Origin of the sequence: Streptomyces sp. CBMA156, from assembly GCF_014596515.1 — a bacterium.
In the GTDB taxonomy this organism is placed as follows: domain Bacteria; phylum Actinomycetota; class Actinomycetes; order Streptomycetales; family Streptomycetaceae; genus Kitasatospora.
Genome location: NZ_MSJQ01000020.1, coordinates 1 through 13,547 on the forward strand (window position 1 = coordinate 1; position 13,547 = coordinate 13,547).

The following is a 13,547-nucleotide window of genomic DNA, read 5'->3' on the forward strand; positions in this document are numbered from 1 at the left end:
GGGCTGAGCGGGCCCGGGCTGGGCGGGCCCTGGGTGGCCGGCCGCCGTCCGCTCGGCGGCCTCGCGGGCCGCTTCGAGCGCGGTGAAGACGGCCTGGCCCGCCTCGTTGCGGCGGCGCAGGTGGGAGACCACGGTGTTGGTGACGGCGATCAGCGGGACGGCGACGACCGCACCGCCGATGCCGCCGATGATGCCGCCGGCCGCGACGCCGAGGACCACGCCCAGCGGATGGACCCGTACGGCCCGGCCGAGGATCAGCGGCTGGAGGATGTGGCTCTCCACCTGCATCACCGCGACCAGCACCACCAGCACCATCAGCGCCGTCCACGGCCCCTGGGTGACCAGCCCGATCAGCACCGCGACGGTGCCGGTGACCAGCGCGCCGACCAGCGGGACGAAGGCGCCCAGGAAGATGATCACGGCCAGCGGCATCGCCAGCGGCACACCCAGCAGGTCGATGCAGATGCCGATGCAGACCGCGTCGATGAACGCCACGCAGACCGTGCCGCGCACGTAGGCGGTGAGCGTGGTCCAGGCCTTCGGACCGGCACCGGCCATCGCGAAGCGGGAGCGCCTGGGCAGCCCGCGGATCAGCCAGGTCCAGATCCGCTCGCCGTCGTAGAGGAAGAAGAAGGTGCTGAAGAAGGTCATCATCACCGCGGTCAGCACCTCGACGGCGATCTGCGCGCCGGTGAGCGAGACCGAGGTGAGCCGGTCGGTGTTGGTGGTGATGGCCTTGGTGATCTGATCCGCGAAGTTGGTGATCTGCTGCTCGGTCAGGTGCAGCGGACCGGTGATCAGCCAGTCCTTCAGCTGGTTGACGCCGGTCTTGACCTGGTTGGTGACGACCGTCAGGTTGGTGGTCACCTGCCAGACCACGAACCAGCCGACCAGCCCGATCCCGGCCAGACCGCTGAGGAACACCCCGCCCGCCGCGAGCGAGCGCGGCACCCCGCGCCGCCGCAGCCAGGAGACCGAGGGCGCCAGCAGCGCGGTGATCAGCAGCGAGGCCAGCACCGAGAAGGCGACCAGCCGCAGCATGTCGACCACGTAGAAGACGACGTAGAGCGCGGCGCCGAGCAGCAGCAGCCGCCAGGTCGACTCGGCGGCCACCCGCAGTCCCCACGGCACCGCCTCGGCGGGCGTGGCCGGGCGGCCGGGGTGGTACTCCCGTCCGAGCCCGGCGTGCGCGGTCGGTGCGGGCGCGACGGCCGGAGCCGCCGCGGCGGCCGGCGGGGCCACCTCCGCCGCCTGCGCCACCTGGACCGTGCCGACCGCGTCGCCCGCCTTCACCGTGTCGACCGCGGAGCCCGTCGGCACCGCCGGAGTCGAGTCGCCCCGCGGGACCGGGACCGGCCCCGGCCGCTCGACGAGCGCGGGGACGCGCCCGTCGGCGAGTGCCGGCACCCGCCCGTCGGCCGGCGCCGGGACGGCCGGGTCGTGCAGGTCCGCCGCCATCGCGGCACGGCGGCGCCGCTCAATCACGGCGGCCGTGCTCGCCACCACGGCCATGCCCTTGGCCACGGCCTTGAAGGCCTTTCCGCCCCGCGCCATCCTCGCTACCACCGCTCCCCTGCCGAACCCGCCGTGCCCGGCGGTACGCCGCGGGTCCTGCCGCGGCCGTCAGGGATGACGCTACCCGGCACGGGCGCGGCGAGTCCGGTCGCCGACCTGTTCGACTCGAACCGTCCATCCCGATGACCGGACAAATCGCCAGGTTTCAGATGGTTTCGGACACACTTCGCTGGGGAGGAGTCGGGACGAGACCCCGGGGCCGAGCCACCGAGGTCGTCCCACGGCCAACTGCCGGCGGACCGGCCGGTGCGGGAAGCAACCAGGACCCCTTTCCGCGCCCCGCGTCCGCACCCGGGACCGCACCGCCCGAAGGCGCACTGGTCAGCGCGGCCCGGGCGGCGCGGTCCGCTTCTTCCCCGCGGACCGCGGAACACGCCCCGGCCCGGGAGCACTTCGGCCCGGGGCCGCCCGAACCGGCAGACGCCACGGCCCCCGGTCACCCGCCCGAACAGGGCGAGCGGCCGGGGGCCGTGGTGAACGGCGCCGCCGGAGCGGCGGCCGATCCTAGTACCAGTGGTGCGACTGCCAGAACGACCACGCGCCACAGGGGCTGCCGTAGCGGGAGTTCATGTAGCTGAGGCCCCACTTGATCTGGGTGCTCGGGTTGGTGCGCCAGTCGGCACCGGCCGAGGCCATCTTGGTGCCGGGCAGCGCCTGGACCAGGCCGTACGCGCCGGAACTCTTGTTGGTCGCGGTGTAGTCCCAGCCGCTCTCGCGCTTCACGATCTGGCTGAAGCACTGGAACTGCGCGTCGTTGCCGACGATCTGCCGGGCCTGGTCCTGGACCGAGCCGGGGCTGACCGACACCGGCGGCGCGCTGTCCTCGACGGCGGTCATCGCCGAACGGGACTTGGAACGGTTGGCGGCGGCCTCGTCGGCCTTGCGCTTCTCGTCCGCGGCCTTGGCCGCCTTGTCCGCCTCGGCCTTCTCCGCGTCGGCCTTGGCCTGGGCGTCGGCCTTCGCCTGGGCGTCCGCGGCGGCCTGCTGGCGCGCGGCCTCCTCGGCGGCCTTCTGCTCCGCGGCCGCCTTCGCGGCGGCGTCGGCGGAGGCCTGCTGGGCGGATGCCTGCTGGCCGATGTTGTCACTGATGGTCTGCGCCTGGGCGCCAGAGGGGACTTCGGCAAGCAGGGTCGCGCCGGCGACGTCGACCGTCTGCGTCACCTTGCCCTCGCTGCCAGCGGCCATACCCACGACGGCACCGACAGCGGTGACGGCGGTGGCGGAGGCCACAGCGACTCCCCGGACCGAGATCCGAGTCACATGAATTCCTTCCAGCATCGCCCACGCGTGACCGTACGGGCGCAAGATGCCCCTTGGCACGGACCTCCGCACGGTGCTCTGGTCACGGGAGGTGCTGGCCCGGCGTCCGGCCGAGGTGAGGCGACCGGGCGTTGGAATTCGGGCGGCGTACGGCTCAACGGTCTTCAATTGTGCGTCCACCGACCGGAGTTGGTGGACCTTCCGGGGCCTGACTCCCGGAGTCCGGGAGCCCTGCCGCGCCGTACGCGGGGCCTGACAGAACCCTCACCATGCCGCACCGGACACGGTCGACGCAATTCCCGCCTGCGTGGCGCATGTCACATTCACCGTCCGGCGGTTTCCCTGACAGAAAGCACTCGATGTGATGAAACGGGTGGAGCCCGCTCCGTCAGGAACGGGCTCCAGGCCGCAAGTTGACCGTATTGTCCGACTATGTACCGGTCAGGTGCGGATCACGGGTGGATGTCCTCCAGCATCTCCGTGACCAGCGCCGCGATCGGCGAACGCTCCGAGCGGGTGAGCGTGATGTGGGCGAAGAGCGGATGGCCCTTCAGCTTCTCCACCACCGCCACCACGCCGTCGTAGCGGCCCACCCTGAGGTTGTCCCGCTGCGCCACGTCGTGGGTGAGCACCACCCGCGAGCCCTGGCCGATCCGGGACAGCACCGTCAGCAGGACGTTCCGCTCCAGCGACTGCGCCTCGTCCACGATCACGAAGGCGTCGTGCAGCGAGCGCCCCCGGATGTGGGTCAGCGGCAGCACCTCCAGCATCCCGCGGGAGATGACCTCCTCGATCACGTCCGGGGTGGTGACCGCGGACAGGGTGTCGAAGACCGCCTGCGCCCAGGGGCCCATCTTCTCCGCCTCGGAGCCCGGCAGGTAGCCGAGCTCCTGGCCGCCGACCGCGTACAGCGGCCGGAAGACCATCACCTTGCGGTGCTGCCTCCGCTCCAGCACCGCCTCCAGCCCCGCGCACAGCGCCAGCGCCGACTTGCCCGTCCCCGCCCGGCCGCCCATCGAGACGATGCCGATCTCCGGGTCGAGCAGCAGGTCCAGCGCCACCCGCTGCTCGGCACTGCGCCCGCGCAGCCCGAACGCCTCGCGCTCGCCGCGCACCAGCCGCACCCGGCCGTCCCCGGTGACCCGGCCGAGCGCGCGCCCGCGCTCCGAGGTCAGCACCAGCCCGGTGTGGACGGGCAGCTCGGCGGCCCCGTCGACGTCCAGCGCGACGTCGTGCCCGGCCGCGAACAGCGCGTCCACCTGGTCCGCCGGGACGTGCAGGTCGGACATGCCCGTCCAGCCCGAGGTGATCGCCAGCTCGGCCCGGTACTCCTCGGCGAGCAGCCCCACCGAGCTGGCCTTGATCCGCAGCGGCAGGTCCTTGGACACGACGGTGACGTCGTAGCCCTCGGCCTGGAGGTTGCGGGCGACCGCGAGGATCCGGGTGTCCGCCTCGCCGCCGCCGGAGCGGTAGCCGGCCGGCAGTATCGACACGTCGGAGTGGTTGAGCTCGACCCGGATGCTGCCGCCGAGCTCGCCGACCGGGATCGGCTCGTCGAGCCGGCCGTGGCGGACCCGGTAGTCGTCGAGCAGCCGCAGCGCCTGGCGGGCGAAGTAGCCCAGCTCCGGATGGTGCCGCTTGGCCTCCAGCTCGGTGACGACCACCACCGGGAGGACGACCTCGTGCTCCTCGAAGCGGGTCATGGCGAGCGGGTCCGCCAGGAGCACGCTGGTGTCGAGAACGTACGTGCGCCGGTCTGGTGTCCGGCGGCTCTTGGAACTGACCACTAGGCCTCCAGAGCGGATGACCCTGCGTCATCCGCGGCAAGCCGGCCCCGCTGCCCCGGTGGCCCCGGGACCGGACTGACTGGAGTATTCCCAGGCGGGGAACGGTGCATTCGCGCCCCCGGCGAACTGACGGATCATTGCCGGTGAACGTTTGGCCTCGCGCGGCCGCCGGGTAGGCCAGGCCTACGGCGGTCATTTTCCCCGGACGGCCGGGGCCGGGCCCCGGGACCGGGGCCGCCGCCCCCGGCTACAGCCCCATCCGCCGGTGGCGCTGCTCGAACGCCCGCAGCGCGCGCAGGAAGTCGACCTTGCGGAAGGCCGGCCAGTACGCCTCGCAGAAGTAGAACTCGCTGTGCGCGCTCTGCCAGAGCAGGAAACCGGACAGCCGCTGCTCGCCCGAGGTGCGGATGATCAGGTCCGGGTCGGGCTGGTTGCGGGTGTACAGGTGTTCGGAGATGTGCTCGACGGTCAGGACCTCGGCGAGTTCCTCGATCGAGGTGCCGCGTCCGGCCTGCTCCTGGAGCAGCGAGCGGACGGCGTCGGCGATCTCGTGCCGGCCGCCGTAGCCGACCGCGACGTTGACCGTTATCCCGTCGATCCCGGCGGTCTGGTCCGCGGCGCGCTTGAGCACGTCGGCGGTGTGCTGCGGGAGCAGGTCCAGCGCGCCGACCGGGTTGACCCGCCAGCGGCGGGCGGCGGCCAGACCGGTGACGGCGTCCTCGATGATGCCGAGCAGCGGGACCAGCTCGTCGGCCGGGCGGTCCAGGTTGTCGGTGGAGAGCATCCACAGCGTGACGACCTTGACGTGGGTCTCGTCGCACCAGCCGAGGAACTCGCTGATCTTGTCCGCACCGCGCTGGTGGCCGTACGCGGTGGAGCCGCCGGTCGCCTTCGCCCAGCGGCGGTTGCCGTCCAGGATCACGCCGATGTGGTGCGGGGTGCGCGCGAGGTGGACCTCGACCCGTCGGCCGTAGAGCCCGTACATCCCGCCGAGCAGGGTGCGCAGACCCGGCGTCCGTTCGACGACATCGCGCAGACCCATGTTTCGCGGCCCCTCCGTACTCGTTGCAACTGGTGCGTCACCGCCCCCGGCGCAGCCTACTCCGGCGCGCAGGTGCACGGTAAAGCCGCAGGTAGCGGTCTGGTCACGGTCCTGTACGAAGTCTGTCGCGACCGGCGTGTCGGGGGTCGTCCCGAGGGGTCACGGAAGCGTTCGGGGGCGCACGGGGCGCGGACACGGAACGGTCTCCGAATCCTTAACGGAACCGTAAGCCGTTCGTCCGATGCTTGACGACCAGCAATGGTCTAGTCCAGCTTTTGATCCGGGACGGAACGATCCTCCTCTCCTCCGCCCCACAGGCTCACTTCGGACCTCCCCTCCCCCACACGCGGCCGCCGCGCCCCCCACCGCGGCGGCCGCTCCTCCCCCAGGAGCGCCACCCCATGGCCCGTACGCTGAACCAGCCTTCGCACAAGCGTCGACGCAGCCCCCTCCCGGTCGTCGCGGCCGGTGCCACCGCCCTCGCCCTGGCAGGCAGCGGCCTCGCCCTCTTCGCCGGCGGCGCCAGCGCCGCGGTCGGCAACCTGGTCACCAACGGCGGCTTCGACGGCGGGCTCGGGGGCTGGGTCTGCGCCGGCGCCGCGACCACGGTCTCCTCCCCGGTCCACTCCGGCACCGGCGCGCTCCAGGCCACCCCGGGCGCCGGCGACACCGCCGAGTGCACCCAGACCATCAGCGTGCTGCCCAACACCAGCTACACGCTGAGCGCGTGGGTCCAGGGCCCGTACACCTACCTCGGCGCCCGCGGCACCGGCGGCACCGACCCGTCCGTCTGGTCGAACCAGAACAGCTGGAACCAGCTGTCCACCACCTTCACCACCGGGGCGAACGCCACCAGCGTCACCGTCTACCTGCACGGCTGGTACGGCCAGAGCGCCTACCTGGCCGACGACGTCGCGCTGATCGGCCCCGGCGGCACCGGCACCCCCTCGCCGACCGCCACTCCCACCCAGACCCCCACGGCCACCGCCTCCCCGACGGCCACCGCGACGCCCACCAAGACGGCGACCCCGACGCCCACCCAGACCGCGACGCCCACCCAGACCCCGACGGCGACCCCCACCGCCACGCCGACCAGCACCAACCCGCCGGTCACCGGTCTGCCCGCCCACGTGGTCACCGGCTACTGGCAGAACTTCGACAACAACTCGACCGTGCAGCGGCTGAGCGACGTCCAGAGCGCGTACGACATCATCGCGGTGTCCTTCGCCGACTCCGTGCCGACCAAGACCGGCGCGATCAGCTTCACCCTGGACCCGGGCCTGTCCAAGGCGCTCGGCGGCTACACCGACGCCCAGTTCCGCGCCGACGTCAAGGCCAAGCAGGCGGCCGGCAAGAAGGTCATCCTCTCCATCGGCGGCCAGAACGGCGCGATCACCGTCGGGGACGCCACCGCCGGCGCCAACTTCGTCAACAGCGCCTACGCGATCATCAAGGACTACGGCTTCGACGGCATCGACGTCGACCTGGAGAACGGCGTCCAGGCCGGCCCGCTCGGCGACGCGCTGCACGCCCTGCAGGCCAAGGTCGGCCCCGGCTTCGTCCTGACCATGGCGCCCGAGACCATCGGGATGTACAGCACCTCCGGCGCCTACTTCCAGCTGGCGCTGAAGACCAAGGACATCCTCACCGTCGTCAACACCCAGTTCTACAACTCGGGCGGCATGAACGGCTGCGACGGCAAGGTCTACACCCAGGGCACCATCGACTTCATCACCTCCCAGGTCTGCACCCAGATCCAGGGCGGCCTGCGGCCGGACCAGGTGGGCATCGGCGTCCCGGCCTCCACCAAGGCGGCGGGCGGCGGCTACGTCTCGCCGACCGTGGTGAACAACGCGCTGGACTGCCTGGCCACCGGCAACAACTGCGGCAGCTTCGTGCCGCCGGCCAAGTGGCCCACCATCCGCGGCGCGATGACCTGGTCGACCAACTGGGACGTCAACAACGGCAACGCGTTCTCCAACGCGGTCGGCCCGTTCGTCCACAAGATGCCGTAACGGCACGAGGCCCAGGCCTCCGAGAGCTCAACTCCCCCGGCGCGCCGCTCCTTGAGGGTGGGGCCTGCGCGTCGGCGGCGGGGCCCGTCGTACCGAACCGGTACGGCGGGCTCTTCCGTTCCCGCTGTCCCCTCTATTAGGGACGGCTCTTCGGGACGGTCCCGCGGGACCGTTCTGCGGGACGGGGCTACGGGGAACGGCTCCGCTCGTGCCGGGTCCGCGCTCACCGCGCCAGGACCGCGGTGAGCGCGCCGAGCAGCAGGAAGGGGCCGACCGGGAGGTCGAGTCCGCGCACCGGCCGGCGGCGGGCCAGCGCGGCGGCGGCCCGCAGGGTGGCCCAGAGCCCGGCGAGCACCATCGCGGCGAACAGCCCGCCGAGCGCCACCGACCATCCGTACCAGCCGAGCAGCCCGCCCAGCGCGAGGCCGAGCGGGGAGTCGCCGGGGCCCAACGCGCCCAGCCAGACGGCCAGTTCGAGCACCCCACCGACCGTGAGCGCGACCAGCAGGCAGCGCAGCGGCACCCCTGGGCCCGCGGTCGGCGCCGCCGCCAGCAGCAGCGCGGTCACCCCGCCGAGCAGTGGCAGGGTCAGCCGGTACGGCAGCCGGCGCACCCGCGCGTCGACGAAGCCGAGGGCCACGCCGAGCGCCGCCGCCCAGACCAGCGCCAGAGTCACCACCACCGGCCGGTCCGCCGCGTACCCCACCGCGACGGCGACCGCCGCCGCGACCGCCTCCACCGTCCAGGGGCCGGCGCCCAGCCGCTCCCGGCAGCCGGGGCAGCGCCCGGTCGGCGGCAGCAGGCGCGCCGGGCGCCCGCAGGACGGGCAGTCCTCGCACCAGGGTTCGCCCTCCGGCACCGCGAACCGGGCGACCAGTCCGCGCAACAGCGGAGCCACCAGGAGACCGACCAGCACCGCCGCGACCACGACCGGACCCATCGGCGTTCCCCCTCCTCGATCGACGCACCGGCCACATCCTCCCGCGCCGGGCGGTGTGCCGTCCGTCTCCTTCCGCACCACCGCGCGACGGCGCTCCTCGCGTACAGGAGCATTCCGGACATCCCACCGCCGGTTCGGAAGGCCGCCCGCCACCCCCGCCTGCCGATCCAAGGGGGCTGTTCGAGCCCTCGGAAGCACTCCTCCGGAGAGCCGCCGCACGGCCCCTCCGTACCCCTAAAGTAGGCGGACATGCAGGTCATCCAGTCCAGCAAGCTCGCCAACGTCTGCTACGACATCCGCGGCCCGGTGCTCGACGAGGCGATGCGGCTGGAGGAACAGGGCCACCGCATCCTCAAGCTCAACACCGGCAACCCCGCCACCTTCGGATTCGAGGCGCCCCCGGAGATCCTCCAGGACATCCTGCGCAACCTCGCCAACGCGCACGGCTACGGCGACTCCAAGGGCCTGCTCTCCGCCCGCCGCGCGGTGGTCATGCACTACGAGGACCGCGGGCTGCACGGCCTCTCCGTCGACGACGTCTTCCTCGGCAACGGCGTCTCCGAACTGATCCAGCTGGCCATGACCGCGCTGCTGGACGACGGCGACGAGGTGCTCGTCCCCGCGCCGGACTACCCGCTGTGGACCGCCTCGGTCTCCCTGGCCGGCGGCACCGCGGTGCACTACCGCTGCGACGAGCAGTCCGAGTGGTACCCGGACCTCGCCGACATGGAGGCCAGGGTCACCGACCGGACCAGGGCCGTCGTGGTGATCAACCCCAACAACCCGACCGGCGCGGTCTACCCGCGCGAGGTGCTGGAGGGCATCGTCGAGATCGCCCGCCGGCACCGGCTGGTGGTCTACGCGGACGAGATCTACGACAAGATCCTCTACGACGACGCCGAGCACGTCCCGCTGGCCACCCTGGCCCCGGACCTGTTCTGCGTCACCTTCAACGGGCTGTCCAAGGCGTACCGGGTGGCCGGCTTCCGCTCCGGCTGGATGGTGCTCTCCGGCGACCGGCAGCGGGCCCGCAGTTACATCGAGGGCCTGACCGTGCTCGCCTCGATGCGGCTGTGCGCCAACATGCCGGCGCAGCACGCGGTGGCCGCCGCGCTCGGCGGGCGGCAGTCGATCCGCGACCTGGTGCTGCCCGGCGGCCGGCTGCACGCCTCGCGCGACGCCGCGTACGAGCTGCTGAACCGCATCCCCGGGGTCAGCTGCGTCAAGCCCAAGGGCGCGCTGTACGCCTTCCCCCGGCTGGACCCCAAGGTCCACAAGATCAAGGACGACGCCCGGATGGTGCTCGACCTGCTGCGCTCCGAGCGCATCCTGCTGGTCCAGGGCACCGGCTTCAACTGGCCGGAGCCCGACCACTTCCGGCTGGTCACGCTGCCCCGGGCGGAGGAGATCACCGACGCGGTGACCAGGATCGGCGACTTCCTCGACGGCTACGTCCAGCCGTAGGGCAGGCCGCCGGGGGCGGAAAACACCACGGCCCGGAGAACACTACGGCCGGAGTCCCGGCCCGGGCGATCTCCTTGGTCGGGGAAAGATCGCCCGGCGGAACTCCGGCCGTCCTGTCGCTCGGCGGGCGCGCGGTTCGTGCCGCGCGTCCGCCTCTCTCGCGGCTGAGGCTCAGGCTCAGCCGAGGCGCGCGACGAGGTTCCGGTACTCGTCCCACAGCTCCTTCGGGGTGTGGTCGCCGAAGGTCTCCAGGTGGGCCGGCACGAGGGCGGCCTCCTGGCGCCAGATGTCGGCGTCCACGGTGAAGAGCAGGTCGAGGTCCTCCTTGGACAGGTCCAGGTCGCCGAGGTCGAAGCCCTCGACGGTCGGCAGCACGCCGATCGGGGTCTCGACGCCCTCGCCGGTGCCCTCCAGGCGCTCGACGATCCACTTGAGCACGCGGCTGTTCTCGCCGTAGCCGGGCCAGACGAACGCGCCCTCGGCGTTCTTGCGGAACCAGTTGACGTAGTAGATCTTCGGCAGCTTGGCGGCGTCGGCCCGGGCGCCGACCTTCAGCCAGTGGGCGAAGTAGTCGCCCATGTTGTAGCCGCAGAACGGCAGCATCGCGAACGGGTCGCGGCGCAGCTCGCCGACGGTGCCCTCGGCGGCGGCGGTCTTCTCGGAGGCGATGTTGGCGCCGAGGAAGACGCCGTGCTGCCAGTCGAAGGACTCGGTGACCAGCGGGACGGCGGTGGCGCGGCGGCCGCCGAACAGGATCGCCGAGATCGGCACGCCCGCCGGGTCCTCCCACTCCGGGGCGATGGTCGGGCACTGCGCGGCCGGGACGGCGAAGCGGGCGTTCGGGTGGGCGGCCGGGGTGCCGGACTCGGGGGTCCAGTCGTTGCCGCGCCAGTCGGTCAGGTGCGCCGGAGGCTCCTCGGTGAGGCCCTCCCACCACACGTCACCGTCGTCGGTGAGGGCGACGTTGGTGAAGACGGTGTTGCCCCAGAGGGTGTCGATGGCGTTGGCGTTGGTGTCCACGCCGGTGCCGGGGGCGACGCCGAAGAAGCCGGCCTCGGGGTTGATGGCGTACAGGCGGCCGTCGGCGCCGAAGCGCATCCAGGCGATGTCGTCGCCGATCGTCTCGACCTTCCAGCCCGGGACGGTCGGCTGGAGCATGGCCAGGTTGGTCTTGCCGCAGGCCGAGGGGAAGGCGGCCGCGACGTACTTGGCCTCCGGCTCGCCCGTGGCACCGGCCGGCGGGGTGAGCTTCAGGATGAGCATGTGCTCGGCCAGCCAGCCCTCGTCGCGGGCCATGGTCGAGGCGATGCGCAGCGCGTAGCACTTCTTGCCGAGCAGGGCGTTGCCGCCGTAGCCCGAGCCGAAGGACCAGATCTCCCTGGTCTCCGGGAAGTGCGAGATGTACTTGGTGCTGTTGCACGGCCACGCCACGTCCGCCTCGCCCTCGGCGAGCGGGGCGCCGACGGTGTGCGCGGCCTTGACGAAGTCGCCGTCCTCGCCGAGCTGGTCCAGCACGGCCTGGCCCATGCGGGTCATCACGCGCATGGAGACGGCGACGTAGGCGGAGTCGGTGATCTCGACGCCGTACGCGGCCAGCGGGGAGCCGACCGGGCCCATCGAGAAGGGCACGACGTACATCGTGCGGCCCTTCATCGCGCCGCGGAAGAGACCCTGCTCGCCCTGGAAGACCTCGCGCATCTCGGCGGGGGCCTTCCAGTTGTTGGTCGGGCCGGCGTCCTTCTCCTGCTCGGAGCAGATGTAGGTGCGGTCCTCCACGCGTGCCACGTCCGTGGGGTCCGAGGCGGCGTAGTAGGAGTTGGGGCGCTTCTCCTCGTCGAGCTTCTTGAAGGTGCCCTGAGCCACCAGCAGGTCCGCGAGGCGCTGGTACTCCTCGGCGGAACCGTCGCACCACTCGATGCGGTCCGGCTGGGTGAGCTCGGCGATCTCGCTCACCCAAGCGAGCAGCTGCTTGTGGCGGGTGGGCGCGGATGCGCTGAGAGCAGAGATCTCGTACGACACGATCGCTCCGTTTCACGCCATCTCGGCGAGGAGACGGCGTCGCGGGGGTCTGAGGGTGCTTGCAGCGTAGCTCCGGACTTGGGGCCGGAACGCGGCGAAGCGTCGAAATTGACGCACCCTTTACTACTGCAAGTATGATTACTCATGAGTAACAAGCTGCGGTCTCCCCCGACGAAGTGCGCGGCGCCACACTTCAAATGCTCCAAAACGTCCAAGAGTGACGACCGCCACTTCCTACGCGTGAGTAACCTACGGAGCCGTAGGTAGCGGGTAGCATGCAGCGCATGACTGCTGCTGCACTCGGGGAGAGCGCACTCACGGAGAGCAAGCCGAAGTGGCGCGGCTGGCTGCACGCCGGGATGTTCCCCGCCACGGTGGCCGCCGGGATCGTGCTGATCTGCCTGGCGGACTCCACGCCCGCCAAGATCGCCTGCGCGATCTACTCGGTCAGCGCGTGGCTGCTGTTCGGGGTCAGCGCGGTGTACCACCGCTTCGACTGGGGGCCCCGCGGGGACGCCGTGCTGCGCCGGCTGGACCACGCGAACATCTTCCTGATCATCGCGGGCACCTACACGCCGTTCACGATGCTGCTGCTCAAGGGCGCCGACCAGCAGCTGCTGCTCTGGGCGGTCTGGGGCGGCGCGCTGGCCGGCATCGCGTTCCGGGTGTTCTGGGTCGGCGCGCCGCGCTGGCTGTACACGCCGGTGTACCTCGCGCTGGGCTGGGCCGCCGCCTTCTTCCTGCCCGACTTCCTGCGCGCCGGCGGAGTCGCCGTCCTGGTGCTGATGATCGTCGGCGGGGTGCTCTACAGCATCGGCGGCGTGGTGTACGGGCTCAAGCGGCCCAACCCCTCACCGCGCTGGTTCGGGTTCCACGAGGTGTTCCACGCCTTCACCCTGGGGGCGTTCATCGTCCAGTACGTCGGCGTCTCACTGGTGGCGTACAGCACGGCCGGCTGATCCCGGCGCCGCACCCCGACGGGCGGTCGAACGGTCCACGGACCGGGCGACCGCCCGTTCCGCCGTCCAGGGCCGCTCGTACGGGGCCCGGATCTGCGGGCGGCGCGAATACGGCGGGTGATCGGCGGCGCCCGGCTCCGACTGCGGGTCCTGGCCGTGGAGCGGCCCGGGCCCGTGCTGGTGCCCGGCGTACGCGTCGTGGTGTTCGCCGCGCAGGTGGTACTCACCGTGCGCGTGGTGCTGCTCGCCGTGCGACTCCCGGTACGGCTCCCACGACGCCCCGGCCGGCGCCCGGAACGCCGGGGGCTCCGGCGTCCACGCCGCACCGGCCGCGCGGGCTGGTGTTCGCCGCGCAGGTGGTACTCACCGTGCGCGTGGTGCTGCTCGCCGTGCGACTCCCGGTACGGCTCCCACGACGCCCCGGCCGGCGCCCGGAACGCCGGGGGCTCCGGCGTCCACGCCGCACCGGCCGCGCGGGCGCGCGCC

The 13,547-nt window shown here is 72.1% G+C and carries 9 protein-coding genes; 3 read left to right on the top strand and 6 right to left on the bottom strand.

Translation table 11 applies throughout. From position 1 onward, the window contains the following. The 4 genes from BU198_RS01180 to BU198_RS01195 form a co-directional block, all read right to left on the bottom strand. The coding region (locus BU198_RS01180) for an AI-2E family transporter (RefSeq protein WP_188294914.1) at positions 1-1,554 on the bottom strand (1,554 nt) is incomplete at its 3' end. Positions 1,555-2,079: 525 nt separating this feature from the next. After that, positions 2,080-2,853, bottom strand: a complete 774-nt coding sequence (locus tag BU198_RS01185; protein WP_188294915.1) for a transglycosylase SLT domain-containing protein — start codon at positions 2,851-2,853, stop codon at positions 2,080-2,082. A 434-nt stretch (positions 2,854-3,287) separates the two neighbouring features. Then, positions 3,288-4,622, bottom strand: a complete 1,335-nt coding sequence (locus BU198_RS01190; RefSeq protein ID WP_188294916.1) for a PhoH family protein — start codon at positions 4,620-4,622, stop codon at positions 3,288-3,290. Between the two features lie 247 nt (positions 4,623-4,869). Further along, positions 4,870-5,664 (bottom strand): isoprenyl transferase, encoded by a 795-nt coding sequence (locus tag BU198_RS01195; protein ID WP_188294917.1) that lies wholly within the window; start codon positions 5,662-5,664, stop codon positions 4,870-4,872. A 401-nt stretch (positions 5,665-6,065) separates the two neighbouring features. On the opposite strand from BU198_RS01195, the gene BU198_RS01200 reads away from it, so the two are divergent. Beyond that, positions 6,066-7,679, top strand: coding sequence for a chitinase (locus BU198_RS01200; RefSeq protein ID WP_188294918.1), 1,614 nt, complete (start codon positions 6,066-6,068; stop codon positions 7,677-7,679). Between the two features lie 223 nt (positions 7,680-7,902). Here the strand turns inward: BU198_RS01200 and BU198_RS01205 are convergent, their stop codons facing one another. Further along, entirely contained in the window at positions 7,903-8,619 is a 717-nt protein-coding gene (locus BU198_RS01205) for a prepilin peptidase (protein WP_188294919.1), read from the bottom strand. A 249-nt stretch (positions 8,620-8,868) separates the two neighbouring features. Between BU198_RS01205 and BU198_RS01210 the strand changes: the two genes are divergently transcribed. Further along, positions 8,869-10,083, top strand: coding sequence for a pyridoxal phosphate-dependent aminotransferase (locus BU198_RS01210; protein ID WP_188294920.1), 1,215 nt, complete (start codon positions 8,869-8,871; stop codon positions 10,081-10,083). A gap of 177 nt (positions 10,084-10,260) precedes the next feature. Here BU198_RS01210 and BU198_RS01215 read toward each other — a convergent pair whose 3' ends face one another. Beyond that, the gene (locus BU198_RS01215; RefSeq protein ID WP_188294921.1) at positions 10,261-12,102 is read right to left on the bottom strand and encodes a phosphoenolpyruvate carboxykinase (GTP); all 1,842 of its coding nucleotides are present in this window, start codon (positions 12,100-12,102) and stop codon (positions 10,261-10,263) included. 284 nt (positions 12,103-12,386) lie between these two features. Here BU198_RS01215 and trhA point away from each other — a divergent pair, with 284 nt between their 5' ends. Beyond that, on the top strand, positions 12,387-13,061 hold the full coding sequence (trhA, locus tag BU198_RS01220; protein WP_188294922.1) for a PAQR family membrane homeostasis protein TrhA: 675 nt from the start codon (positions 12,387-12,389) through the stop codon (positions 13,059-13,061). Positions 13,062-13,547: the final 486 nt, after the last annotated feature.